A 26,491-nucleotide genomic window follows, 5' to 3' on the forward strand; every position below is an offset into this window, starting at 1 on the left:
GCTAAAAAACGGCGGACATGTTTATTCGCACGGGTTTGCTGATAATCATACAGAATGACTGGCGAGCTTTCTCGTCTTGTACGATACAACCACATATAAGAAGTAGATGTAGCTGGACGCTCTGGTTCGGAAAGAACCTGTAACGTAGTCTCATCCGCATGTAGTATATCTTGATTGAGAAGGTGGGTAGATAGCTCATCGTAAATGATGTTTAGCTAATTGTTCGCACCATACATCATCCAATTGGCCAAGGTTTGTCGTGGTATAGAAAAACCAAATCGCTCTAGGTGCTTCTCCTGACGATACAGCGGCATACTCTCCACGTATTTTTGTGTCATCGTATAAGCCATTGCAGAAGAGGAAGCGAGGCTTCCTGGATAAACCGGTGCTGGCATCGGCGCTGTCACAATTGGGGTTTCGATCCCATTGCGCTCGCAATGACGGCAGCTATACACATAGCGAATATGTTTCTTTACCTTCGCTTGTGCTGGAATAATGTCAATTTCCCGACGCACTTCCGTGCTCATCTCATGTAGGGTCCCAGCGCAACACGAACAGACCTGTTCCTCGGCTGACAAACGATATTCGATCGTTTCCGTAGGCAGGTTTTCCAGCATCTGATCTCGTTGTCCACTCTTTTTCTTGCGTTGATAGGTAATGGTCTCGACAGTCGGTTCCTCAACCGTTGGATCTGTCGTAACCTCAGTTTCATTAAAAATGGATAATTGATCCGGGTGGATTTTCTCACTGGAGGAACCGAATCGTTCCAATCAACGATAATGTAACCAGAATCCGTTGTGTTCCCATTGAAGGATTTTTAACTTATCCCGTTTTCGATTACAGAATACGAATAAACAAGGGGAAAAAGGATCAAGTTGAAAACACTCTTTTACAATAACGGCGAGTCCATCAATGGACTTGCGGAGATCTGTGCTGCCACGTGCTAGGTAAACCCGTTCATAGTGAAAATTGGTCAGCATGGATTTTGTAGCACATGGATCACATCGGATAAAAGTGTACGGTCGGTACCAGAGCGTACCTCGACAGAAATAAATCCAACGTGAATAAAAATAGGATCCTGTCTAGAAAAGGAGTTTGTCAATCGATCTTCTACATTCACTGTCAACCATTGTGTACTAGATGAGGAAGTCTCATCTCCTTCAAATCGCTTGATCCAGTAGTACATTTGATGAGCCTTTATTTCATGTACACGACACCAGGCAGCTACATTTTCACCACTGGCTTTCCATGCATCATAACGATTTTTCCATTCTATTCTTTTGTCTTCTTTGGTCATCTACTAACCTCCCAATTAACTTCTAGGAAGATTATCGCATGGATGGCCAAGTATTAAAATGTGGGAAGTATTTGACGCTTACAGATAAATGACATGTCTATATAATATATTGCAACGGAAAGCCCTTTCTATAAGTTCATTCTTTTCATATGGTTACGGTTATACCATTTAAATTTAGAACATGAGAAAAGTCGAATATTAAGTCCGGTAATATGTATGAGCATTGACGTAATGAAGCGGTTATAATCAAAAAAAGAGAACGTCAAACGACGCTCTCCTGGATATTTAATAGCCCCAAACTAATGTTAATAAAGATCCGAAGATGGTTACTAGAGCAATAAACAAACCAAAATATACGTTCGTATAGATGGGATGTTTGTCCATTGATTCACTTGTGTGCATAAATACAGTTAGTTGCACTCCAGCTTGTGAGAATGCTGTAACTAAAAGTATAGTTATGCCCATCTCAAATGACAAGTCAATGAAATATATGGATAGAGCAACTGCTGTAAGAAGCAATGAGAAAACATACCCCATTACTTGTTTAAAAGGGAATAATTCTTTCATATTACATCATTCCTTTCAAGTAGACGAAACTGAAGATGAATATCCAAATTACATCTAAGAAATGCCAGTAAAGAGAAAAGATAAATGACTTATTACAGGTTTCGGGTGTTAACCCACGCTTTTTTATTTGAATGATTATAGAAGTGCCCCAGAATAACCCAAATCCAACGTGCGCACCATGTGTACCTAATAGCGTAAAGAGTGCAGCTGAAAAGCCACTAGTTTGAAGAGATAGCCCTTCATGCACATATTGGGTAAATTCATATATTTCAACCCCTAAAAATCCAAGCCCAAGTATAAGCGTAATGAGAAAGAAATTAATCATCGCTTTCTTCCTACCAAGCCTCATTGCGTTTACCCCCAACCCAATCGTAAAACTACTGGTTAAAAGTAATAATGTTTGGGCGATAAGCGTGTCAACTATAAAAACTTCACTACCTGCTGGGCCATTCCCAATTCCCTTAAGTAGTATAAAATATGTTGCAAAAAGTGTAGCAAAGAGCGCGATTTCAGCTCCTAAAAAAATCCAAAAGCCTAGTATATTAAACTCATTTTGTTTTGTACTATATTCTAGAGGTTGAGAATGATCTATTTTCATTTTCTTACACCTCCTGATTTTTCTTCCGTTTTTTTAATTTCTTCGACGGATATATGATACCCATGATCTATTTCAAATGAACGATAAGCCATGCAAGCGAAGATGCCTATTGTAGCGATTATAGCAACGGCCCATAAACTAAAGACAAAAGCAAATCCTAATACGAAGAAGAAACAACACATTACAAATGGCATACCACTATTATTTGGCATGTGTATTTCTTTATATTTACCTCTAAATAGCTGATAGCTTTTTTTCTTCGAATCCCAGAAAGCTTCTGATGAATTAACTTGTGGCGTAATAGCAAAGTTATATTCTGGTACTGGACTATGTGTAGCCCATTCAAGAGAGCGTGCATCCCATGGATCTGAACTATTGTCTCTTGATGCATAGCGAGTGCTATAGTAAATGTTATAAACAATTAAAATAAATCCAACCGCTAGCATTAATGCTCCAATAAATGAAAGCATATTCCAAATACCGAAACCAGTCGATTCAGAATATGTGTACATTCGGCGAACTTGACCATCTAAACCTGAGATGAACATTGGAAAGAAGGCAAGACATACACCAATTGCGATGAACCAGAAGGAAGATTTTCCAAGTCTTTCATTTAACATGAAACCAAACATTTTCGGCCACCAGTAAAAGAGACCGGCAATCATAGCGAAAACAACTCCAGGTATAATAACTAAGTGAAAGTGTGCTACCAAGAACATCGTATTCGTATATTGGTAGTCTGCACTTGCCATAGCAAGCATTACTCCTGTAACTCCTCCAATGGTGAATATTGGAATGAAACCGACCGAATAGAGCATTGGGGTGGTAAATGTAATTTTACCTTTCCAAAGCGTGAGTAACCAATTGAAAATTTTCACCCCAGTTGGAATTGCGATAGCCATTGTTGCAATTGAGTAAATACTATTCACTAATGCTCCTTGTCCCATTGTATAAAAATGGTGAACCCAAACTAAAAATGAGAGTGCAGAGATCGATACTATGGAAACTACCATTGATTTATAGCCATATAGGTTACGACGAGCAAATGTTGGAATAATCTCACTATAAATACCGAACGCTGGCAAAATTAAGATATATACCTCTGGGTGTCCCCAAACCCAGAAAAAGTTTACCCAAAGCATATCCATACCACCATTAGTTGTTGCAAAAAAGTGTGTTCCAAAAAGGCGATCCATTGTTCCCATTGCAAGTGCAACTGTTAATACAGGGAATGCAAAAACAATGATTAGATTCGTAATTAGGGCTGACCATGTAAACATGGGCATTTTCATTAATTTCATACCAGGTGCTCTCATTTTAAGAATCGTAACAATAAAGTTAATTCCAGTAATTAAAGTACCAAGACCCGATATTTGTATCGCTAACATGTAATAATTCGTTCCTGCTGATGGACTGAATTCATTTCCAGCAAGCGGAAAATAAGAAGACCACCCTGAATCGGGAGAACCTCCTAACACAAACGAGATGTTAAACAACATTGCTCCCATAAAATATAACCAAAAACTGACTGCATTTAAACGCGGAAATGCAACATCGCGTGCGCCTATTTGAAGGGGAACAACGAAATTCATTAAGGCCATTATGAATGCCATAGCCATAAAGATAATCATCACTACTCCATGAGTAGTAAAAATTTCATTGTATTCCTGAGCATTTAAAAATGTGTTCTCAGGTATTGCGGTTTGGGCACGCATCATTATCGCGTCTACACCACCACGAAATAGCATTAATAAAGCAGAAAATAGATACATAATACCTATTCGTTTGTGGTCAACAGTTGTTAGCCATTCACGCCATAAATATCCCCACTTTTTTAGATAAGTTAAACAAAAGATTATTCCTGCAATAGTTAAGGCAATAGCAACCATTGAGGCATATATCGTAAATGTAGGATTTGGTACGGCAAATCTTTCAAAGAAATCCATTTTTTGGCTCCTTTCGCTAGATACATTGATTAATAGGAAACTTCGGTATAAAACTTATAAACAATTAATTACTATTTTTCTCTGAATTCATTTACTCCATTTTTTGCTCCGTCTGTATATTTGATTTGCCTGCTCCATGATGTCCACTTGGAGGTGGGGAAAACCCTAAATGTGTGCCATTAAATGTTAACTGTCCAAGGTGCCCAGGCTCTAACAACTTATCAAACTTTTCTTCTGTGAGAGATTCGGCAGTAGCTTTTATCTCTTCAACCCATGTTTTATACTCGTCTTTGGGAAGTGCCTTTACATTAAATGTTTGTTTGGCAAATCCTTCACCAGTGAACATTGCATTCCTACCCATATATTCTCCAGGGGTTGTAGCTGCCAAATTCAATGTATTAACCATAGATTCCATCCCGTATTTCTGTCCTGCAAGCTGTGGAATCCAGAAACTAGACATTGGTCCATAGGCGTAGATTTTAAATTGTATTGGACGGTTTGTTGGAATAAACACATAGTTAACCGTTTCAATGTTTTCCTCAGGATAACTAAAGTGCCACTTCCAGTTAGATGATGCAGCATAAATAACCAATGGTTCTTTGTCTTCGAAACCTTTTGGTTTACCTTCTACTTCATATGTGCTTTGTACAGTTACTACTGATAGGAAAATGACAATTAGAATTGGAATCCCGACACATATACTTTCTACAATTTTGCTTCCTTCAATATGAGGAGGTTTATAATCCTTACTTTGTTTAGAAGCACGGTATTTTGTAAGCATAACGATCAAGAGTACGAAAACTGCTACTACAATTATCAACATTGTCCAAATAGATATCATAATGACATCTGATATTGTTGCAGCTTGTGGGCCTTTTGGATTTAAGATAGTTAATGGTTCACAACCAGTTAGCAGTACTAAACCAGTAATAAATAAACTTACTAAACCCCATTTTGTTTTCATATGTAGTCCCCTTTCTTTTATCCATATATTTATAGAATTGAATAGTTTGTGTTTATTTACACCCAAGGTACAAATCTATAGGTAATCATAAGGGAGCATATAATGTAATTCAATATAATGTGAAATACTTCACATATTGTTCAAAAGTAATTAACTAATCTGTGACAGCTTTTTAGACATTTGTTGAACAAATGATGCGAATAATTGAAGGAACCCATATCATGTTTACGATCTTTCAACTTGTGTGTTGGAGAGAACGAAAATTATAAGAATCCTCATGAAATGTGTAGTTTAAATTACGAATAAACCGATCTTTTTGTGTGTTAAAATTTAGATGTTTATGTTTAATTTTCTATAAAACTTTTCATTTAAGTTCCAAAAATCACGGTTCAGTATAATGCTGCCGTATGTTCCGCTAAGAAAAAAAGCCATAAACTGCATAGAAAAAACTTATATATGGAAAAATAAAAAAGGATAATCCAAAGGAGGGGTTTTAATGGTACAACAATTCGACTATTTAAACTATATTAATGGGGAATGGGTTGGCGATAGTTATAATAAGATTAAAGTGTTCAACCCTGCAACTGGAGAGAACATCGGATCGATCCCTGACGCTGATGAAGAACATGCAAAACAAGCAATTGAAGCGGCGTCTCAAGCGCTTCTTGAATGGTCCAAGAAGTCAGCAGCTGACCGTAGTGATGTGCTAAGAAAATATTTTGATCTCATCATGGCGCATGAAATTGAGATTGCCGAAATCATTACAAAAGAAAATGGTAAGCCATTAAAAGAATCTAAAGGTGAGGTGCAATATGCCGCATCGTTTATAGAGTGGTATGCCGAAGAAGGTAAGCGAGTCTATGGACGTACGATTCCTGGTAAGAGAGAAAATCATCGTATTAAGGTGATTAAACAACCTGTTGGTGTTGTTGCAGCAATTACCCCATGGAATTTTCCAGCAGCTATGGTTACAAGAAAACTTGGCCCTGCGCTAGCAGCGGGCTGTACATTTATCGTGAAACCATCTGAAGAAACACCTTTAACGTGTATGAGACTAGCAGAATTAGCTGAGGAAGCAGGTATTCCAAAGGGTGTTTTCAATGTCGTGAATGGTAATCCAGAAAAATTCTCAGAAACAGTTATGACCGATATGCGCGTTCGAAAATTAACGTTCACTGGTTCAACACCCGTCGGAAAATTGTTAATGAAGCAGGGGGCTGAGCAAGTTATGAAACTTTCCCTTGAACTTGGTGGGCATGCACCAGTAATTGTATGTGATGATGCTGATCTTGAACAAACCGTTGAGATGTTAATAGCCGCTAAGTTTAGAAATAGCGGACAAACCTGTATCGCAGCTAACCGCGTTTATGCTCAATCAAGTATTTACGACGAACTTGTTAGACGAATGACCGCTGAGGTTGAAAAACTTAACATTGGTAATGGATTGGAAGAAGGTGTTGATGTTGGTCCCCTAATCAATAAAGAAGGTTTGGAGAAAGTAGGACGTCATGTCAAGGATGCACAGGAAAAGGGAGCAAAGGTAACTACTGGTGGTGAAGGCAAAGCAGATCCTCATAAAGATACTTACTTTTATAAGCCGACTTTATTAGCTGATGCAAATCATGACATGGTTATTATGAACGAAGAGACTTTGGACCGGTTCTTCCTATTGCAAAATATGACCATGATGATGAAGCAATAAAAGCAGCAAACGATACATCGTTTGGTCTAGCTGCTTATTTCTTTACACAAAACATATCAAGGGGGACCCGTATCTCAGAAGGACTTGAATATGGCATTATTGGATGGAATGATGGTATTCCATCAGCAGCACAAGCTCCGTTTGGTGGTACCAAACAAAGTGGGTTTGGTCGTGAAGGTGGGCAAGAGGGTATTGAGGAATATCTAGAGGTGAAATATATATCTCTTAGTATCTAATTATGATGAGCTAAATAGGATTTCCCCATTACCAATTTTATATTTCGTGTACCTTATCCTATAATCATAATAGTAGTTTATATCTTATGTAATTTCATGCTGTGCATGTTTTACTATATTGGACATATAGTTAATGTATACATACTCTAGATAAAATACGAGAAGGAGAAGTAGACATGCGACTATTCCGAACGATATATATGCTTTTACTATTAGTTTTTAGTGGATACTTTATATTAAATATTTATGATGTCACTCCTAAAGAAGCTGTAATGGACATTGGTGAAAAACTAAATAACAAAACAAGCTTATTGAAGTCGAAGTCGGTACCAGAAAGAAACCCATTTTCGATTGAATTAGAAGGTGAATTATATCACTGGATAGGTAAAAACACTGATCAATTAACGAAAGAGTTGGGGGAGCCCGTTCGGAGAGATTTAAGTGCTTATGGTTATGAATGGTGGGTATATACAGACGAAACAAAGCAACATGTTCAATTCGGTGTAAAAGATAATACCATAACAACTCTGTATGCAACGGGAAGTAACTTATCTTTATCGCCCATACAGATTGGACAATCATATAACGAGGTGGCCAAACAATTCTCTTTTAACAGTGAAGTAACATTACACCAAGGAATTTCATCTTTTACGTTTAAATTAGATGATAAAGAGATGAGCATGCGTCCGTTAGTAAAGTTAACGGATAACGTTTTTTTGCAATGTTATTTTGATACATTTACTTCAACCTTATCGTCGATTAGGGTGATGACTGGAGATGTATTGTTAAAGCAGCGTCCTTATGCCATTGAATACCGTGGAGAGCTACCTGAAGCACCTACTCCCACTGATAAGGAGTGGGAAAAGATTGAAAGTGGTATGGAACAACAAATTTTTTCCATTACCAATGTAATGCGAACCCAGCATCAAAAATCCCAGTTAAAGTGGGGAGAAGCAGTTAGTGAAGTAGCCTTTCTCCACAGTAAAGATATGGCTGTCAACAACTATTTTTCCCACTATGGATTAAATGGAGACGGTTTAAAAGAACGCTTAGCGGCCAAAGAAGTATTTTATCTTGCTGCAGGTGAAAATATTGCAGCGCAATATCCAGACGCTCCAGCTGCGATGCAAGGCTGGTTAAATAGTAAAGGACACCGAGAAGCGTTGTTAGATGAAAAATATACACATTTAGGTGTTGGAGTTTATCACTTCTATTACACACAAAACTTTTTACAGAAGCCATAAAAAACCTGAAGGGTTAAATTATCCTTCAGGATTTTAAATTTTTGGTGAGAGTTAACAATATCTTTAGATATATTAATTGATTCGCAGTTGAAGTAAACTGCGAACTAATGAAAATTTATGATTAGTGTAACAGCAACGTTGATTTCTACTGCGGACAAGGCTAGTGAAGTAACATTTTCGAGCGTACTGGAAAGGATGCATGCAGGATGGCAGCTAGCGGACACACGATCCCTTATTTGTGAAAAATAAGGGTAAATGCGGTTGTTATCGGACACAGGATACCTTATTTAGTAAAAAAGCCTGATTTCAACCTGTTTTTGCCTAAATAAGGTATCCTGAGTCACTAGCCTTGCAAATGTATCCACAGGCCGTATATTCATGAAAATATAATCTAGACAAACCAAAAAAAATCTCCTATTGTAGAAGCTAAGCCCACGTTATCCGTGACTTCTACAAAAAGGAGATTCTTATGGATAACATTAGTATATCAAATCAATCCGTATTAAGTAAATGTTTATCTTTATTACCTATTAATACATTATCAACGGCTTTTCTAGATTTGGGAGTGAAAAAGCTGACCACCCCTAATCTAATGAGAATTTTCATCGCTGCTCAGCTAGGGAATTGGGCTTCCTACACGGAAATGGAGGAACAAATACGGGCAAGAAGAGATTCCGAAGATCTTTTTGGGCTTTCTGACATAAGCGGTTCTCAGCTTTCTCGACGGATGAACACTTTACCTACCACGTATACGCAGCAATTATTTTTCATGGCCGTAAAGAAACTTTACGAACTTACTGCCCATAAAAAAGGGCACCCTACATTTGGGAAGCTGCATGTCATTGATTCGTCTTCCCTTCACCTTGGTGGCATACTCGGAAAATGGGCTTATGTCACGTATAACCGAAGTCAGGTTAAGTTTCACACTCGATTAGTTGTTGCGTCCCTTGATGAATCTTTTCCCGATCGTGTTATTCCATCTACTGGAAATGTGGATGACCGGGAGGTCGTCACGTCGTTGGTGACCGATCCAAATGCCACCTATTTATTTGATAGAGGGTATGTAGATTATACGAAAATGGACGAATGGATAGATCAGAATTTTTGCTTCGCGATGCGTATTAATGACAAAAATAAAGCAACGACACTAGAAACCTTTGAGGCAGATAGCGAAAAAGTAACGATGGACGCAAAAGTGATACTAGGGAGTAAAAGCATTCAGATGAGGAATGCCATCCGTTTAGTTGAATTTACAGATGAAGAAGGTCGTTTTTACCGAATCGCTACAAATCGTTGGGACCTAAAAGCAGAAGAAATTGCAGCATTATATAAATGTCGCTGGATGGTCGAACTCTTCTTCAAATGGTTGAAGCAACACGTACGTGTTACCAAACTTCAAAGTACCAAACCGCAAGGTATTTGGAACCAAATTTTCTTTGCCATGACTGCATATTGTCTCGCTTTGTATGTTCGAACCATAGAAAAGACCAAGAAAACCACGTGGCGTGTGCTAGAGCTCCTCCGAATTTACGGAGAACAGTCATGGCATGCGTTTTGGAACGTATTACATCGAAACCCAAAACGACCCTCAAAGGGTAGACAAAAAAGCAATAAACCTAGAAGTCCAGTAAAATTGGATGATGGTGGCGTGGCTTTTGTAAAACAAGTTGGAGAAAGACGTTCGAAAACAGTAAAATATAATAAATAAACTACCAAAAAATGGATAACTGGGCTGATTTACTGCACCCAATCCGCTTTTTGGGTTTTTATCAGAAAAAAGAGAATGGTAAATTTTTACATAACATATTATAAAAGGGATATCGGTAAGATACCCCCTTTTTGTTAGATATGTGGATACATTTGCAAGGCTAGTGATCCTGAGTCCGGTTAACCCATGAAACATACCCGAAAAGTAAAAATAAGGGCTTCTGTGTCCGCTACCTGAGAAATGCCTGGTCAACATGTCTAGTTCGCAGATTACTTTTAACATACATGCAGTAACTTCTAGATTTATGTTAATTAGCACAAATACTTTTGGTGGGCATAAACTATTAACAACAGTAATTCAAACCTGAGGTGACCTGAGATGAGTGATAAAGAATTAGATTCATCTATAGTAGAATTCCGTAAATTTTTGAACGATCATCCTAAACTTATCCAAGAAGTCAGAAAGAGTGATAAGTCCTGGCAACCATATTATGAAAAATGGGTTTTACTCGGTGAATCAGACCCTTATTGGGATAAATATAAATCCACGAACAAAAAAGAAAGCAATACTTCCGGTATTATCGAGAAGCTTCAAAAATGGACGGAAAACAAAGATATCGATCAAATACAAGAAAAGGTTAAAGACTGGAATCAAACCATTACCGTTATTCAAGGGATGCTCAATCAATTTCAAGACAATAATCAGGGGAATTATTATCAGCAACGCTTTAATGAAAATAAGTACAGAGATTGAGATGTGATGTTATGGATCGAAACAGCTATCATTATTTAAAATCACAACCTGCGTTACGAAACTTTATTAGACATAACCCTGAATGGTATAGATACCTTTCAAGAGAACCAAACAGAATAAACGAAATTGAAAAGGAAGCGAAAAAGTTTTATGGTAAATCATTACCCCAGCAAATTGAAAAAGCTAGCAATCACATTTCTATGATTAAGATGTTAATCCAATTAGCAGCAATGGATGATTAAGTCGTTTTAGCATTTTCATTACAGTAGGAAAGTGATAAGATGGTAGTGGGGGTGAAGATATGCTAGGAACAATGGAGATTGTTGATATACTTGATCGATCAGAGGCTCTTGGTAAAATGATTTTACAGTCAGATGTAATGGAAGCATACAACAATTCTCAAAAAGCTTTACAAGAAGACGACGAATCCCAAAAGCTTATTAAAGCTTTTACAGATATAAAAGACCAATATGAGGATGTCCAACGATTTGGTAGGTATCATCCAGATTATAGTACCATCATGAAGAAAGTTCGCTCCACCAAACGTGAAATGGATATGAATGATAAAGTGGCAGCATTTAAAATAGCTGAACGTAATCTTCAAAAATTACTAGATGAAATTAGTAAAAATGTTGCGATGAGCGTAGGGGATATGATTAAGGCTCCAAAGGATGGTGCAGCACTCTCGGATGGCGGATGTGGATGCGGTTCGGGTAGCAGTGGTTGCGGCTGCAAGGCTTCCTAACTATTGATGTAGCAACTATTATCTGATACACTAATTTTCAAATCATGATGTGAGCGAGGAAATGGTATGAGAACAGAACGACAGGGTTTAATTGTTTGGTTTCAACATATGAAGAACCTTAAACAGATAAGAAGATATGGTCATCTATTGTATTCATCAAAAAAGCTTAAATACGCTGTAATTTATGTAAATAAAGATGAGATGGATGATATAGAACATAAGCTATTAAAATTGCCATTTGTATCAAAAATTGATCGTTCCTATAAACCATTTATTCGTACAGATTATGAAAATGCTAAACCAGATAAGGCAAAAGAGTACGATTATAAAATGGGAATTTAATATAACGGATTCTATGTCCGTTTATGCATGTACAAGTCAGCTATACAATCAGTGCAAAGAAAAAACCTGCAGACAACAGATCTGCAGGTCTTTTTGTTTATTAAAAACAAAAAGTAAAGGGAGAGGAGAAATCAGAAGAAGAACTTATGGGGAAGTAAGTCTTCTTCTCACCGTGAAACAACCAAGCAAAGCGTTTGCTGTTTCATTTTTCTAGTATGTACACGATGAAAAAATATATACAAATCAACCATAATTTTTCTAAAAAACTTTTTTGTGGTAGGATTAATGTCGAACAATGTCTTTTTGAGGTGATTATAATGCGGGTAATTGCGGGTACATATAAAGGTAGACAACTTAAAGCTGTCCCGGGAAAACAAACTAGACCTACAACGGATAAAGTAAAAGAAGCGATCTTTCAAGTACTTGGTCCTTTTTTTGATGGGGGTGTATGTCTAGACTTGTTTGCTGGAAGTGGATCATTGGGAATTGAAGCTTTGAGCCGTGGAATGAACCAGGCAATTTTTGTAGATAAAAACGCGAAAGCTATTTCTACTATTCATGAGAATATTCGAGAGTTGCAGTTGGAAAATGTAACGGAAGTTTTTCGTACCGATGCTAATCGGGCGCTTCAAGCTGCAGCTAAAAGGGATTTGAAATTTGATCTAATCCTGCTCGATCCACCATATAAAAAAGCTAGCTATGAAGAATTATTAAATGAAATTGCAATGCATAATCTTTTAAATGAAAACGGACACATTTATTGTGAGCATGATAAAGGTGACGTTTTACCAGACAATCATCCTGCTTTCTCGATGGTGAAACAAGCTACATATGGAGGAACAATTGGAGTAAGTCTATATAAACACAATTTGAAAGGAGAGTTAGTATGAGCAGTTTAGCGGTTTGTCCAGGTAGTTTTGATCCGGTAACTTTCGGTCATCTAGACATTATTCAACGAGGTGCAAGTATTTTTGATGAGGTGATTGTGGCGGTATTTAATAATCAATCAAAAAATCCATTATTCTCTGTTGAAGAAAGAGTATATTTGTTACAGGAATCAACAAAGCATCTTCCGAATGTCACCGTAGATGCTTGTGATGGACTTTTAATTGATTATGCTAAGGAAGTAAAGGCTAATGCAATCTTACGAGGTTTGCGAGCTGTCAGTGATTTTGAATATGAAATGCAAATTACCTCGATGAATCGAAAACTAGAAGAAACGATTGAGACATTTTTTATGATGACAAATAATCAATATTCATTCTTAAGTTCAAGCATTGTAAAAGAAGTAGCGAAGTATAAGGCAAACGTCACCGATTTGGTGCCTGAAATTGTAGCACAAGAATTACATAAAAAATATAAATAAAAAATGTTGTAGGAGAAGCTAAATTATTTCGCTCTCTTACAACATTTTTTTGCACTGATAGGAGTATAAGTTTTTATGGTTAGCAGTATAAGGGCAACTAAGGTTTTCGCCATAAATCTTGGCGATAAGCAAAGATTTCTAAGTCTATAAATTAAACTTTTCTAAGAATACCTACGTTGAAATAATATAATACACATAAATGCTATGGAAACAATGGTTATGATAGGTCCGTATGTTTCTAAGTTGTTTAATGCAATCTGCCAAAAACTTTGGTGGATATTCCCCGAAACCGGCATATCATCAGTATTAATTGTTTTTTGATTAATGTATAACGGTTTGTACAATAGGAAAGCAATAATACTTGCAAAAAATCCATGTAAAATCCTCGCAAAAAAGTAAGGGGAGAATCGTAAATCTGATTTTGCTAGAATACTGGCTACTTGTGCTTGTACCGAGAAACCGTTAAAGCCTAATATAAAACTAACTGCGATAACTTGAGCAAATAATGCATCTACATTAGCTTCCGTTATCAGGTCGGAACCGATTGTAATCTCGAATAAACCGGAAAATATTGGGGTAGCTAATTCCATGGGCATAGAAAGTATATGTAGGATTACTTTTAATCCACTAGCAATTATTGGGGAGAGTCCAATAATATATAATAATTTAATAAAAACGGAAAAAATAATGATGAAACCACCTACCATCACCAGGGTTTTAATGGAGGTTATCACAGCATCACCAAATATTTCACCAAATGGTCTGGAATCGGAAAGTCTGGTTTCGTGCATTTCTTTAAATGCTCGAATGAGTGATACTTTCTTTTTTTCAGGTTTTTGTTCTACCTCTGAATCTTTTCTGCCATAGAAACGCATACATATACCTACAAGGGCGTTTCCTCCGTAGTGGGCAATTGCTAGTAAAATTCCTAGTTTTGCGTCATAAAAAAATCCTACCGCAATCACTCCAAAAATGAATAAAGGACTGGAAGCATTTGTAAACGAAACCAATCGTTCCCCTTCTAATCTCGTTAATTGCTTTTCTTCACGTAGACGAACAGTAATCTTAGCTCCTGTTGGGTAACCACTGGCCATGCCCATTGCCCAAGCAAAACTTCCTACTCCTGGTACGTTAAATAGAGGCCGCATAATTGGTTCACACAATACCCCAATAAATCGCACAACGCCAAAAGCTATAAGTAATTCAGCTGTGATAAAAAAAGGTAGTAATGATGGGAACACTTTTTCAAACCATACATTCAATCCCCGTAAGCTTGCTTCAAAGGCTTGATCCGGAAAAGTGATTAATGCAAATGTCATAAATAAGGTTGTCCCAGCAAGCAATATAGTGATCATCGTTTGTTTCAATTTAAAGCCCCCTATAAATTGAGCTCATCCTGTACATATTTTTTTGATAGTAGTAGAATGATTTTAGCTTGTTTCTGAATACACATGATTAGGTAAGTCCAGTAGTTTTTGTTAGTCTAATAACAAATAATGGATACAAGCTACTAACACTATACGCTTTCGGTACTCACATTTATGCTAATATTTTTGAATGAAATGGTTTAATTTGCATAAACGGGCAGTATTCCTATATTTCCAAAAAAGAGTATTTGAATTTTATATGGGGAATATAACCTACCCTTAAAAGTCCGATTCGTTCAACTATCATTTAGTTATGTGAGGTAAAAACCTCCACTGAATGAAGGTTTACTTTATCGTTTGGTAGAAAAGGAGTTTTTTAATGAAATTTACAAAACGACATTTGGTTTACTTAATAATAGTAGTTGTAATTGCTTTTTTCCTATCAACCTATAAGCTTCCATATTATATTTATAAGCCGGGAGATGCTGGTGCATTAAATCCAATTGTAGAAGTTGAAGGTGGATATGCGAGTGAGGGCGATATGCATTTAGTTACGGTTAGGGGTGGTCAAGCGACTCCAATACAATATGCTATGGCAAAAGTTTTACCACACCATGAGCTTCATCCAATTGAAGAGATTAGACCAGAAGGGATTTCTGAGAAAGAGTATTTTCATTTTCAACTTCAAATGATGGAAAGCTCACAGGAAGCTGCGATAGTTGTTGCATACACTGCGGCAAATGAAGGCATTGATATCCAATATAATGGTGTTTATGTTGTTTCCGTTATAGAGGGAATGCCGGCAGAGAAAAAACTTAAAATTGGGGATCGTATCGTTGGAATTGATGGTAATTCAATTGAAAAATCAGAAGACCTAATTAAGTATGTCGAGGGTAAAAAAGCAGGAGATACGTTAACATTAGAAATTGTGCGTGGCGAGGAAAAGATTACCAAAGAAATAGAGCTTCAGGAATTTGAAAAATTAGAAGACAAAGTAGGAATCGGGATTCAATTAGTTACAGATCGAGGAGTTGAAGTTGATCCTGACGTAACTTTTTCAAGTGGAAACATTGGTGGACCAAGTGCTGGTTTAATGTTTTCCCTAGAAATTTACGATCAACTAAAGAAAGAGGATTTAACGAAAGGGTACCAAATTTGTGGCACTGGTGAAATTGATTATGAGGGAAATGTGCAGCGAATTGGAGGAATTGATAAAAAAGTGATTGCAGCTGATGATGAAGGGTGCAGTGTATTCTTTGCACCGAATGAAAATGGAGCTGAAGATTCTAATTATGAGGTAGCCAAAAAAACTGCTGAGGAAATTGGAACAGATATGAAAATAGTTCCAGTAGACACGTTTAAAGATGCCTTACAATACTTACAAGAATTAGAACCAAAAAACTAGTTGGGACACTCCCAACTAGTTTTTATTCAAAAGATAAGAATGTATAAAATCTGTCCAGCGCAAGCGGACTAGACACTCGAGACATAAGCAGTCTACTTCTCGGTGTGGTAAAAATCACCACACTGTAGCGTAACGCTTATGCTTGTCGTGTCTTTCAAGGCGCTTCCGCTTTTCTTATTATAGGTGGACTAATTTCCTGAGTGACAAAATCCCGTTGCATTGATGGTTGTAATACACTGTAATAGGCGTTACTTGCTTTTTCTTCGTTAACTAGCAAGGGGTTGCTTAGCCGAGTCAATTGCGAAATAAGTGGAACATTCATTTCTTTTTTTTGTTGATTTAAGTACGCTTGTCCTTGGCTTGTCATTCCTAGTAAACGAACGTATGGGACAGATTCTTGACCTTTTATATAATCGATGTCAGTCTTTTTTGTATTGCATAGTATATGAACAAAAATACGTTGAATTCTTGTCCATGTATATCGCTTTGTTTTAATAGCATCAATCCACTCCTGTATCGTTTGAACATGCTTAGCGTTTTTTTTAATACGGAACTCTAGACCTTCGTCTACGCCGTGAATAGCAGCAAGCTCTGTAAGGTCCATGGTCATTACACGGTAATGAAGTAAAGCAAAATAGTTTTCCCAATTATGCCATAGAGTGGTTTTATTACGATAGGAGTCTAATTGTTCTAAAGTTCCAATCGGCATTGTTGATGAGCTATTATCAGCAATGTGATTATCTTGAAATAACTGCTTCCGTATGCTCGTTGCGCTTGCAATCGAACTTGAAATGGTTTGATCATGATAACCACTTTTCGTCCGTTTAACAGTGAATGGTTTAATGGAAAGATTATGATCTAGTATTGTTTTTACATAGCTAAATCCAAGTATATTATTTGGTTGTGACAAATCAATCGTATCAGTAGCTAAGCCAATGGAAGAGTATGCATAACGACTAGCTTCCGGGAAAGAAAGTCCGTCCGCTAAGTATCTTTGTAAGGTATCCTGGAAAATAGTTTCTTTTTCTTTAAAAATTTCATAGCTTTCCATAAAATTAGTGGTAGTTCCAGATTCACTTCCAAAACAAATAGACGATACGCCAATTTCGTTTAATGTATGTATGGAACCCTTGGCGAATAAGTCACTGCTTTGTACGGCGTAAACAAATGGAAGTTCAAGCACGATGTCAATACCGCTTGCTAGTGCTGCTTTTGTACGATGAAATTTATCTATTATTGCTGGTTCACCGCGTTGCAAAAAATTTCCGCTCATCACAGCAATCATACAGGTTGCATTTGATTCTTTTTTTGCCTCGCGTAAATGGTGTAGATGGCCATTATGAAATGGATTATATTCTACTACTAAACCACATGCATCCATTTAAACATCTCCTAAGTATTGATTAGCTAACATTGTACCAAAATTTAGGTTGAATCGCACTTAAAAATTAGAGTTGATTAGTTGGACCATAAAGTGGAATAATAGGTAAGAAGAATAGTAAAAGTTTTTTAAGTGTGTAAAGAAAACATGTTGACAAAAGTGTATTTTCCTTTTAAAATAACTCTTGTTGCCTAGAGGTGATAATTATGCAAATTGCTATAGGAAAAATTAAACAAACTTCTTATAATGAACCCTATCACTTTGAAAGTGAAGAGGATGTTTCGGAGTTAGAAACATTAAATAATGACATACGTGAAATTGGAAATGTTCACGTAGAGGGTGATTGTTATATACAAGGAAATAAAATTATCTCTAACTTCACCATTAAGGGAGAGATGATTTTACCATGTGCGAGAACACTAGTGGATGTTCCTTTTCCTTTTGCTATAAAAGCAGAAGAAGTATTTAGTTTATCTACTTACTATGGAGACGAGGAAAAAGAACAAGAAATTCATCCGATTAGTGGAGAAACACTTGACTTAATGCCATATATAAAGGAAAATATTTTATTAGAGGTTCCTTTTCGAGTATTTTCTAATGATAAGGAAGCACAAGAAAACGCTCCTTTTAAAGGTAATGGCTGGGAGCTTGTATCTCCTGATGAAAAGAAGGAAACAATTGATCCTCGTTTTAAAAAATTGGAGCACTTATTTAATGATAACGACAAAGAAAAATAAGAATAGGATTCGTTCAAGTTTTGCTTTCGTCATTTGAAGGAGGTGTAAGTCATGGCAGTACCTAAAAGAAGAACGTCTAAAAAAGTGAAAAACCAACGTCGTACTCATAAAAAATTACACGTACCTGGCATGGTAGAATGTTCAAATTGTGGTGAATTAACAAAATCTCACCACGTATGTAAGTCTTGTGGACATTACGACGGGAAAGAAGTTAAAGAAGCTTAAATGATGAAACAGACCGCGAATATAGTGGTCTGTTTTTTTACACTATAAGAAAGTATTTAAAAGTAGGGATTATTGTGTATAATACGATAAGCTATGAAACATTTGCAGAAGGATATAGTAAAATTACGTTGAACCGACCGAAAAAGCGTAATGCTGTTTCAATCGAAATGGCAAAGGAATTAAGAGAAGTACTAACACAAGCTAGAGAGACATCAATCAAATTTTTAGTCATTACTGGGGCAGGGGACCAAACGTTTTGTGCTGGAGGAGATTTGCATGATTTGCATGGAGATTTGACACCTGCCGATGCCTTTCACCATTTATATGCAATGAAAGAAGTTCTTTATGATATTGTATCATTTCCGGTTCCAACAGTTTGTTTATTAAATGGGGATGCAGTTGGAGGCGGATGTGAAATCGCTACAGCCTGTGACTTTCGTATTGCTAAATCAGGTACATCATTTGGTTTTGTTCAAACAAAATTAGGAATTACACCAGGATGGGGCGGTGGTGCTCTTTTATATGAAAAAGTTCATCCTAGCTTTGCCTATTCATGGTTAATGGAAGCAGAAAAATATGATGCAAACTACTTAGTAAATAAAGGATGGATACACAAAATCGTCCCTTCAGAAGATTGGAATGAACAATCATTCTTATCACCATATACTTCAAAATCATTAGAACAAATGCAAGCATTGGATAAACAATATAAGAAAAAAGTCGGTATACTTGGGTTATCCGCATTGATGGATGATGAAGTGAGGAATTGTGCAAAACTATGGGATTCAAAAGAACATATCGAAGCGGTTAATCATTTTTTAAATAAAAAAGAATAGAATAACTAAAGATTCTTATTGAAAATAGTAAACGTTTAGTCTATCATCGCTATCTTTCGCATACATTTATAGCAAATAGTTAAGGAGTGATGGTATGAATCGTACGCGTCAGGATGCTTGGTCGAGCGATGAAGACGTAATATTAGCTGATACGGTACTAAAGTATATTCGTGAAGGAAAAACACAACTAGAAGCATTTAAGGATGTGGCAAATCAATTAAACCGTACTTCAGCTGCATGCGGATTTCGATGGAATGCGACCATTCGGAAAAACTACCAAGATGTAGTGAATAGTGCAAAAGAAGAACGAAAGAACAGAACACATAGTAATGTAAGAGGTTTGAGCGAAGGACTTGAACAGAATAAAGATACCATAGAAACAGCAATCTTATTGTTGGAAAATATGAAATCATCCTATTCCAAAGAGAATAGCAACCAGTTCAAGGAACAAGCAAATGCTCTGAAGAGATTAGAGGAAGAAAACCTTCGATTGAAAACGAAATTACATCGGTATGATGAGGCATGGAAAGAAATGGGTAATCTTTGGAGCTGGGTAAGCACTACTGTGAAAAAATAAATGAAGCTAATGTAAAAAGCATGACTGATGAACAACCATCAATCATGCTTTTCGTTCTCTAACTGCGGTCCTAGTAGCTGCCATCATAAACAATGAACACTTCACGTGTCAAAACATGCACGCTTCAGTTTTTTGCTTATGCATCCGCTTCTAAGCAGTCGCCTTCGCTTTTCTTTGTCTAGCTACGGCTCCTAGCGCCTAGCAAATAGCTAGTCAGGATGAACGTAGGGGGAGAACACCCTACTTTTCACCTACCTATCTATTTGTACGCAGCTAAGCAGTCGCCTGCGCTTTTCTTTGTCTAGCTACGGCTCCTAGCGCCTAGCAAATAGCTAGTCAGGATGAACGTAGGGGGAGAACACCCTACTTTTCACCTACCTATCTATTTGTACGCCACTAAGCAGTCGCCTTCGCTTTTCTTCTTAATTTTTCTTTTCTTCTACTCCTGCTGGCATCCAAATGTATGGATTTTCACCAAAATCTCTTTCCATTTCATATTTAGCCTTTTGGAATCCCATTTCTTCCCAAAAACCTTGCGAGTTAATTCTAGGATTTGTTTTAATTGGTAAATTATCATTTTTTGCAAAATCCACTAATGCTTTACCGTAGCCTCTACCACGATAGTCAGGAAGAACTTCTAATTTCCACAGCTCTAAATAGTCTTGCGGTGGGTTAAAGTATGCATCATACTTCGCTTTTACTTCATATAAGCTCATTCTTGCGACAAGGTTGTTACCAAAGTAGATACCGTAAAATGGTGTCTCACTGTCATTCTCTACGATGTTACTTTCTAAATCTTCAAGCATAGAAAGTTCCTGGTTTCCATATGCTTTAAACTGCTTAAACTTTTCAAGTGTTTTATAATTAATTAATAACTTTTCAACCTTTACATGCTCCATTGTCCATCCCCCTTACATATCAAAAAATTACTATATATAATCTAATTATAATATAAACAATTTCATAATGAAATGAACAACACGAAAAGAATATATATTTTCGTTACAAGACAGCATTTGTTTGCTACAATTATTTGATAGAAGCCTTGGATGGGAGAAATATTATATGAAAATTGGAATTATTGGTGGAGGCTCGATTGGACTGTTGGCTGCAGGATATTTGTGTGCATATCATGATATAACAATCTACGTTAGGAGACATATACAAAAACAAAGATTACTTGATCATGGTTTATTTCTAGCAAATCAAAAAAACTCCTGTCACGTCACTGCAAAACTGTCTACTGCATTAGGCGAAACTGAAGAAGATTGTATAATTGTTTGTGTTAAACAACCCGAACTGGCTACGATACTCCCCATGCTCTCCCAAATAAACGATAAAACCCCAATAATATTTTTGCAAAATGGTATGGGGCACATTGATTTATTGGGTGATCTCACTCAACCTACCTATATCGGTATAGTTACGCACGGTGCCTTGCGGAAGTCGGATCATATTGTGGCACATACAGGTAAGGGAATGATTAGACTAGCAGGTTACAGTGGTCAACGTTATCAATTAACAGAATTAATTCAGTCATTAGATAATGAGAAATTTCCATTTCATGAAGCGGATAACTGGTATAAAATTTTATCAGAAAAGCTTGTCATCAACGCAGTTATTAATCCTTTAACTGCAATATTCGCTGTACCTAATGGTGACATTATTCGGAATAAGCATTTAACTATGTTAGCAAAGGAATTATGTCAGGAAGCTTGCTCGGTACTCCAGCTAGATTATATGGAACAATGGAATCATGTAAGAACTGTCGCAACAAATACAAAAGAAAATGTCAGTTCCATGTGGAAAGACCTTAAAGAATATAAAAAAACTGAGAATGAAGCTATTTCCGGCTTTTTAATGAAAAAAACAACAAAATCAATTCCATATACAGCATTTGTTTATCACAGCATGAAAGCATTGGAGGTAAAAAAGGGGATTTCAGAGTAAAATGTGGAGTGTTATTACATATTTGATAGCGATTGCTGTGATGATTCCATTTTTCATCACTTGGCTAATTTATAAAATTAATCGGATGATGCGAAAACCTAGATTGTATGCATTCCATAAAGCAGTTAACTGGTCTACTTTTCTTTATGTTGTTTCAGTCATGATGATGAGTAAAGTAATTTTTAATCATTACTATATAGGCTATATTATTGTTTTTTATTTAATTTGTTTAATCATAATCATTGTAGTGCAACGTGTTAATTATACAGAAGTAGATATAGCTAAAGCGTTTAAAATTGTATGGCGATTTAGCTTTCTTTTATTTTCCTTCTTGTATATAATTCTGATTTTAGTAGGCATCATTAATCAACTGTAAGTTAAATAAGAAGTGTTAATTCTTTATTCTTTTTTCGATAGAAAAGTTAACCTTATGAAAAGACCACAACGATCAATTTAAAACAGATTTAATGAAATCCTGTTGAAGTTTAGGTAGAATACAAAGTGCACGAATTTGATTAACTTTAAAGGAGCATGTACTTTATGCGCATTGAATCAATTAATATACCTAATCCAAATAAATTAGTGGCTGATTATAGATCTTCAAATGAAACGATTATGCAGTATTTTGATTATAATCCATTCGAGTCAGATGTATTTCAGGATCGTGTGAACGATATAGATCAAAAACATGTTAATCGAAATGAACTAGCAGATATACTACATAAAATGAATAAAAAGTGGAATGCTCCTTCCAGTTCTTTAGCTAGAATAGAACAGTTAAGAGATGATCATAGTTTGGTTGTCATCGGTGGACAACAGGCAGGATTATTAACAGGACCAATGTACACGATTAATAAAGTGATCTCCATTATTCACCTGGCACGGCAACAGGAAGAACTGCTACAAGTACCAGTTATACCAGTTTTTTGGATTGCTGGTGAAGATCACGACTTTGACGAAATTAACCACGTCTTCCTTTCTGATGCATCAAGAATGAGAAAGCATAAGCTTGCGCAATATATTACGGAAAAGAAAGCTGTTTCGAACATTGCGCTTGACAAAGAGCTTGCGATAAAGTGGGTTGATCAACTTTTTGGTACGCTAGATGAAACGGTTTATACAAAGGATCTCTACAACCGTATAACAGAATATGTGGAGACGTCAGAAACATATGTAGACTTCTTTGCACAATTAATCTTTGATTTGTTCGATCAAGAAGGCATTATTCTGGTAAACTCCAATGACAGTGAATTGAGAAAATTGGAGAGTAGTTACTTTGTTAATCTTATTGAAAATCAAGAAGAAACGACTAAAGCAATCAATGATAATGTGGATGAAATAACAAAGCTTGGTTATTCGCTATCGATTGATACAGATTCTCGGGACACGAATATCTTCTATCAGAATGGTGAGGAGCGTGTTTTGTTAGTTGTTGATAAAGACGGAAACTGGATTGGTAAAAATCAAGAAGTCTTATTAACAAAAGAAGAAATACTTTCCATAGCTAAAAACAACCCTGAGCTATTGAGTAATAATGTAATGACGCGTCCACTTATGCAAGAAATGGTTTTCCCTACATTAGCCTTTATCGGTGGACCAGGAGAGCTGAGTTATTGGTCAGTGCTTCGTGATGCATTTCATATACACAATTTAAAAATGCCACCAGTTATACCGAGACTTTCATTTACGTTTATTGAACGTCAAATTGATAAGTTGTTGCATAATTACGATATTTCACCTGAATTTGCAATAAAAAATGGCATAGAGGAAGTAAAACAGTCCTGGCTTGCCTCGAAAAGCAATCCGCCTATCGAGAAATTAACCGAGGAACTTAGACAAACCATTACTGAAGCACATCAACCAATACGTGATTTAGCAAAAACAATTCGATCAGATATCGGCGATTTAGCTGATAAAAATTTGGAGTTCTTGCTTCGGGATGTAACGTTTATCGAAAAAAGAATGGGAAAAGCAATAAATGATAAGTTCACTAAAGAGATAGGTGAGTTTGATCGATTACAACTTGCTTTACATCCACACGATGGGTTGCAGGAGAGAGTTTGGAATCCATTGCCATGGATAAACAGATATGGAAAAGACTTTATTACAAAGCTGTCTAAACAATCATGTTCCTATGAAAATGTGCACTTTATCGTTTACCTGTAGACCGCATATAAGTTATATGAAACTAAAAGCCAGCTACAACTGATTTTGCCGGACTTCAGTTCTGTTTGCTTCATCTTTATCGTTGCGGACACAAGAGCCTTTATTTTGGAAAAACAATGACTTTCATTGAATTTTTTCGTAAATTAAGCCTTTTGTGTCCGCTTTTTATTTGATTTAGGCGGCCAATTATAAATTACGTCTTCTCCATTCACGTAGAATTTGAAATTTAATTTTCGTAACGAGCATATTTTACCAACCGAAATTACTCCTAATTAAGGTTTCTGTCACTATGAAAACACCTACTAAAACTTCCCACCACTTTCTACCACCTTTATTAATATAAACCGAAAATTGGTTATGGATATTTCTATATACCGTTGATTTCATAGGGTTCATCAACGAGGTATAGGGATATTTTTTGTTTAAAAAATCGGCAAAAACACATGTTTGCGGAGACTTTTTTACCATTTTAACGATTAATTGAAAAAAAGTTAAAAAATAGAGTGGTGAATAGTGGGGGGATGTGGTAACATGTTTATATGAAAGTGGGGAGAACCATATGTTCATGGGAGAATTTCAACATAACATAGATACAAAAGGACGTATCATTGTGCCTGCCAAGTTCCGTGAAGAGCTTGGGGAGCGTTTTGTTGTGACCCGAGGATTAGATAAATGTTTATTTGCCTATCCGATGAATGAATGGAAGCTTCTTGAAGAAAAACTAAAGAAACTCCCACTAACAAAAAAAGATGCTAGAGCATTCACTCGATTTTTCTTTTCTGGAGCAATTGAGTGTGAAGTGGACAATCAGGGTAGAATAAATATTCCACAACCACTTCGAAATTATGCGGTATTAAGTAAGGAATGTGTGGTAATTGGTGTCTCAAACAGAATTGAATTCTGGGCTAGCGAAAATTGGGATGATTACTTTAATGACTCCGAGGAATCGTTCGCTGAGATTGCTGAGAATCTCATGGATTTCGATATTTAATACGTAAATTTATGGAACAAAAGCAGGTGTATTCATGTTCAACCATTACAGTGTATTAAAAGAAGAAACGATTAACGGATTAAATATCTTTCCTGATGGTACATATGTAGACTGTACGGTTGGTGGTGGAGGACACGCTGAACAGATTGCAAGTAGACTTTCTGATAGCGGATTATTAGTTGCCTTCGACCAAGACAAAGACGCTTTATACGCTGCTAAAGAAAAACTTCTAGCATATCAAGACAGAATAACTTTTATCCACAGTAATTTTAAACATGTAGAAGAAGAACTTATGAAAAACGACATTACAAAAATTGATGGCATTCTTTTTGATCTAGGAGTATCGTCTCCACAGCTTGATCGTGGAGAAAGAGGATTTAGTTATCAGCATGATGCACATCTAGACATGCGAATGAACCAAGAACAATCATTAAACGCTCACGAAATTGTTAACACATGGCCATATGAGCAACTTGTTAAAATATTTTTTGCTTATGGTGAAGAGAAATTTTCGAAGCAAATTGCTCGGAAGATAGAGTCATCTCGTGAGAAAGATTCGATTGAAACAACACATCAATTGGTTGACATAATTAAGGATGCAATTCCAGCTGCTGCTAGGCGAACAGGGGGGCATCCGGCAAAAAGAATTTTTCAGGCATTACGGGTTGCTGTTAATGATGAATTGGCTGTTTTCAATGACGCTTTGCATCAAGCAGCACGAATGGTTGATGAGGGAGGTAGAATCGTTGTAATTACCTTCCAGTCACTTGAAGATAGAATTTGTAAACAAGCATTTAAGAAATGGAGTACAACAAAGCCATTTCCAAAAAACTTACCGATTATCCCAGAAACACACGAAGCACCTTTTAAATTGATTACAAGAAAACCAATTATTGCAAACGATGAAGAACTGGAAGAAAATCGCAGATCACGTTCTGCCAAACTGAGAATTGTTGAAAAAGTGAAGCCATGGAATGAAGAATTTGCATATAAGGAAGGGTGGAAAAAATAATGAGCGCAAGTCATGCCCGCAGTTGGGAAACACAAACTACTACAGCACCAAAAAGAGACAAACAAGTTGTAATTAAGGTAAGAAAACAGAGTTGGATTACAAAAGGTGAAAAAATTTTATATTCACTAGTCGGAACATGTTTGATTATTGCTGCTATGTATATGGTTTATTTTGCCTCTTCCACTGATTCCATTAACAGAGAATTACAAGCACTTGAAAACCAGGTACAGAAGCAACAAGTTTTAAATGAAGGACTAGTTTTTGAGAAAAAAGAGTTGAGTAGACCAGAAAGAATCGTTAAAATAGCTAAAGAGAATGGATTGCAAATTCAGGATGCAGAGGTAAGACAAGTTAGTGCACTAAACAATTAAGCAGG

At 36.5% G+C, this 26,491-nt stretch carries 29 protein-coding genes and 2 pseudogenes; 21 read left to right on the plus strand and 10 right to left on the minus strand.

Features of this window, described 5'->3' with window-relative positions:
* The 7 genes and pseudogenes from tnpC to qoxA form a co-directional block, all read right to left on the minus strand.
* Nucleotides 1–764 (minus strand): annotated as a pseudogene (tnpC, locus tag ACY9Z2_RS14585) (IS66 family transposase); the annotation flags it as partial.
* A 6-nt stretch (nt 765–770) separates the two neighbouring features.
* The gene (gene tnpB / locus ACY9Z2_RS14590) at nt 771–980 is read right to left on the minus strand and encodes an IS66 family insertion sequence element accessory protein TnpB (protein WP_463610388.1); all 210 of its coding nucleotides are present in this window, start codon (nt 978–980) and stop codon (nt 771–773) included.
* Nucleotides 974–1,297, minus strand: coding sequence for an IS66 family insertion sequence element accessory protein TnpA (gene tnpA, locus ACY9Z2_RS14595; RefSeq protein WP_463610389.1), 324 nt, complete (start codon nt 1,295–1,297; stop codon nt 974–976). The genes tnpB and tnpA overlap by 7 nt, the downstream gene beginning before the upstream one ends.
* A 285-nt stretch (nt 1,298–1,582) precedes the next feature.
* Complete coding sequence (qoxD, locus tag ACY9Z2_RS14600; RefSeq protein ID WP_463610390.1) at nt 1,583–1,864, minus strand: cytochrome aa3 quinol oxidase subunit IV; 282 nt, start codon at nt 1,862–1,864, stop codon at nt 1,583–1,585.
* Between the two features lies 1 nt (nt 1,865).
* A complete protein-coding gene (qoxC, locus tag ACY9Z2_RS14605; protein ID WP_463610391.1) occupies nt 1,866–2,462 on the minus strand; it encodes a cytochrome aa3 quinol oxidase subunit III in 597 nt (198 codons plus the stop codon).
* Complete coding sequence (gene qoxB, locus ACY9Z2_RS14610) at nt 2,459–4,408, minus strand: cytochrome aa3 quinol oxidase subunit I (RefSeq protein ID WP_463610392.1); 1,950 nt, start codon at nt 4,406–4,408, stop codon at nt 2,459–2,461. The genes qoxC and qoxB overlap by 4 nt, the downstream gene beginning before the upstream one ends.
* 91 nt (nt 4,409–4,499) lie before the next feature.
* Entirely contained in the window at nt 4,500–5,372 is an 873-nt protein-coding gene (gene qoxA / locus ACY9Z2_RS14615; RefSeq protein ID WP_463610393.1) for a cytochrome aa3 quinol oxidase subunit II, read from the minus strand.
* A 496-nt stretch (nt 5,373–5,868) separates the two neighbouring features.
* Between qoxA and ACY9Z2_RS14620 the strand changes: the two are divergent.
* The 10 genes and pseudogenes from ACY9Z2_RS14620 to coaD all read left to right on the plus strand — a co-directional run bounded on the left by ACY9Z2_RS14620 (nt 5,869) and on the right by coaD (nt 13,468).
* Nucleotides 5,869–7,310 (plus strand): annotated as a pseudogene (locus tag ACY9Z2_RS14620) (NAD-dependent succinate-semialdehyde dehydrogenase).
* Nucleotides 7,311–7,486: 176 nt separating this feature from the next.
* Complete coding sequence (locus ACY9Z2_RS14625; protein WP_463610394.1) at nt 7,487–8,554, plus strand: CAP domain-containing protein; 1,068 nt, start codon at nt 7,487–7,489, stop codon at nt 8,552–8,554.
* A gap of 117 nt (nt 8,555–8,671) precedes the next feature.
* A complete protein-coding gene (locus tag ACY9Z2_RS14630; RefSeq protein WP_463610395.1) occupies nt 8,672–8,803 on the plus strand; it encodes a hypothetical protein in 132 nt (43 codons plus the stop codon).
* 220 nt (nt 8,804–9,023) lie between these two features.
* Nucleotides 9,024–10,262, plus strand: coding sequence for an IS4 family transposase (locus ACY9Z2_RS14635; RefSeq protein ID WP_463610396.1), 1,239 nt, complete (start codon nt 9,024–9,026; stop codon nt 10,260–10,262).
* Between the two features lie 378 nt (nt 10,263–10,640).
* Nucleotides 10,641–11,015 carry a spore coat protein YlbD gene (gene ylbD, locus ACY9Z2_RS14640; protein ID WP_463610397.1) on the plus strand — a complete coding sequence of 125 codons (375 nt, stop codon included), beginning with the start codon at nt 10,641–10,643 and terminating at the stop codon, nt 11,013–11,015.
* 11 nt (nt 11,016–11,026) lie between these two features.
* A complete protein-coding gene (locus tag ACY9Z2_RS14645) occupies nt 11,027–11,257 on the plus strand; it encodes a YlbE-like family protein (protein WP_463610398.1) in 231 nt (76 codons plus the stop codon).
* Between the two features lie 59 nt (nt 11,258–11,316).
* Complete coding sequence (locus ACY9Z2_RS14650) at nt 11,317–11,760, plus strand: YlbF/YmcA family competence regulator (protein ID WP_463610399.1); 444 nt, start codon at nt 11,317–11,319, stop codon at nt 11,758–11,760.
* A 66-nt stretch (nt 11,761–11,826) separates the two neighbouring features.
* A complete protein-coding gene (locus ACY9Z2_RS14655) occupies nt 11,827–12,102 on the plus strand; it encodes a YlbG family protein (RefSeq protein WP_463610400.1) in 276 nt (91 codons plus the stop codon).
* A 317-nt stretch (nt 12,103–12,419) separates the two neighbouring features.
* Complete coding sequence (gene rsmD, locus ACY9Z2_RS14660; RefSeq protein WP_463610401.1) at nt 12,420–12,992, plus strand: 16S rRNA (guanine(966)-N(2))-methyltransferase RsmD; 573 nt, start codon at nt 12,420–12,422, stop codon at nt 12,990–12,992.
* The gene (gene coaD / locus ACY9Z2_RS14665; protein ID WP_463610402.1) at nt 12,989–13,468 is read left to right on the plus strand and encodes a pantetheine-phosphate adenylyltransferase; all 480 of its coding nucleotides are present in this window, start codon (nt 12,989–12,991) and stop codon (nt 13,466–13,468) included. Before rsmD ends, coaD begins: the two co-directional genes overlap by 4 nt.
* A gap of 161 nt (nt 13,469–13,629) precedes the next feature.
* Here the strand turns inward: coaD and ylbJ are convergent, their stop codons facing one another.
* Nucleotides 13,630–14,835 (minus strand): sporulation integral membrane protein YlbJ, encoded by a 1,206-nt coding sequence (gene ylbJ / locus ACY9Z2_RS14670; RefSeq protein ID WP_463610403.1) that lies wholly within the window; start codon nt 14,833–14,835, stop codon nt 13,630–13,632.
* A 379-nt stretch (nt 14,836–15,214) separates the two neighbouring features.
* Here ylbJ and ACY9Z2_RS14675 point away from each other — a divergent pair, with 379 nt between their 5' ends.
* Nucleotides 15,215–16,240, plus strand: a complete 1,026-nt coding sequence (locus tag ACY9Z2_RS14675; protein WP_463610404.1) for a SepM family pheromone-processing serine protease — start codon at nt 15,215–15,217, stop codon at nt 16,238–16,240.
* A gap of 154 nt (nt 16,241–16,394) precedes the next feature.
* Here ACY9Z2_RS14675 and ACY9Z2_RS14680 read toward each other — a convergent pair whose 3' ends face one another.
* Nucleotides 16,395–17,621, minus strand: a complete 1,227-nt coding sequence (locus tag ACY9Z2_RS14680) for a nucleotidyltransferase (protein ID WP_463610405.1) — start codon at nt 17,619–17,621, stop codon at nt 16,395–16,397.
* Between the two features lie 206 nt (nt 17,622–17,827).
* Here ACY9Z2_RS14680 and ACY9Z2_RS14685 point away from each other — a divergent pair, with 206 nt between their 5' ends.
* The 4 genes from ACY9Z2_RS14685 (at nt 17,828) to ACY9Z2_RS14700 (ending at nt 19,996) form a co-directional block, all read left to right on the plus strand.
* On the plus strand, nt 17,828–18,358 hold the full coding sequence (locus tag ACY9Z2_RS14685) for a YceD family protein (protein ID WP_463610406.1): 531 nt from the start codon (nt 17,828–17,830) through the stop codon (nt 18,356–18,358).
* Nucleotides 18,359–18,409: 51 nt separating this feature from the next.
* A complete protein-coding gene (gene rpmF / locus ACY9Z2_RS14690; protein WP_463610407.1) occupies nt 18,410–18,583 on the plus strand; it encodes a 50S ribosomal protein L32 in 174 nt (57 codons plus the stop codon).
* A gap of 74 nt (nt 18,584–18,657) precedes the next feature.
* Nucleotides 18,658–19,419 (plus strand): enoyl-CoA hydratase/isomerase family protein, encoded by a 762-nt coding sequence (locus ACY9Z2_RS14695; protein WP_463610408.1) that lies wholly within the window; start codon nt 18,658–18,660, stop codon nt 19,417–19,419.
* Nucleotides 19,420–19,513: 94 nt separating this feature from the next.
* Nucleotides 19,514–19,996: an RsfA family transcriptional regulator gene (locus tag ACY9Z2_RS14700; RefSeq protein WP_463610409.1), complete on the plus strand. Its 483-nt coding sequence runs from the start codon at nt 19,514–19,516 to the stop codon at nt 19,994–19,996.
* Between the two features lie 422 nt (nt 19,997–20,418).
* Here the strand turns inward: ACY9Z2_RS14700 and ACY9Z2_RS14705 are convergent, their stop codons facing one another.
* Nucleotides 20,419–20,895, minus strand: coding sequence for an N-acetyltransferase (locus ACY9Z2_RS14705; RefSeq protein ID WP_463610410.1), 477 nt, complete (start codon nt 20,893–20,895; stop codon nt 20,419–20,421).
* A gap of 166 nt (nt 20,896–21,061) precedes the next feature.
* Here ACY9Z2_RS14705 and ACY9Z2_RS14710 point away from each other — a divergent pair, with 166 nt between their 5' ends.
* The 6 genes from ACY9Z2_RS14710 (at nt 21,062) to ftsL (ending at nt 26,486) form a co-directional block, all read left to right on the plus strand.
* Nucleotides 21,062–21,946, plus strand: coding sequence for a 2-dehydropantoate 2-reductase (locus ACY9Z2_RS14710; RefSeq protein WP_463610411.1), 885 nt, complete (start codon nt 21,062–21,064; stop codon nt 21,944–21,946).
* A 1-nt stretch (nt 21,947) separates the two neighbouring features.
* A complete protein-coding gene (locus tag ACY9Z2_RS14715) occupies nt 21,948–22,322 on the plus strand; it encodes a DUF3397 domain-containing protein (protein ID WP_463610412.1) in 375 nt (124 codons plus the stop codon).
* Nucleotides 22,323–22,486: 164 nt separating this feature from the next.
* Entirely contained in the window at nt 22,487–24,112 is a 1,626-nt protein-coding gene (bshC, locus tag ACY9Z2_RS14720; protein ID WP_463610413.1) for a bacillithiol biosynthesis cysteine-adding enzyme BshC, read from the plus strand.
* A 559-nt stretch (nt 24,113–24,671) separates the two neighbouring features.
* Complete coding sequence (gene mraZ, locus ACY9Z2_RS14725; protein ID WP_463610414.1) at nt 24,672–25,103, plus strand: division/cell wall cluster transcriptional repressor MraZ; 432 nt, start codon at nt 24,672–24,674, stop codon at nt 25,101–25,103.
* Between the two features lie 34 nt (nt 25,104–25,137).
* Nucleotides 25,138–26,115 carry a 16S rRNA (cytosine(1402)-N(4))-methyltransferase RsmH gene (rsmH, locus tag ACY9Z2_RS14730; RefSeq protein WP_463610415.1) on the plus strand — a complete coding sequence of 326 codons (978 nt, stop codon included), beginning with the start codon at nt 25,138–25,140 and terminating at the stop codon, nt 26,113–26,115.
* Nucleotides 26,115–26,486 carry a cell division protein FtsL gene (ftsL, locus tag ACY9Z2_RS14735; RefSeq protein WP_463610416.1) on the plus strand — a complete coding sequence of 124 codons (372 nt, stop codon included), beginning with the start codon at nt 26,115–26,117 and terminating at the stop codon, nt 26,484–26,486. The genes rsmH and ftsL overlap by 1 nt, the downstream gene beginning before the upstream one ends.
* Nucleotides 26,487–26,491: the final 5 nt, after the last annotated feature.

This window comes from Virgibacillus sp. GM2-2 (assembly GCF_055329585.1).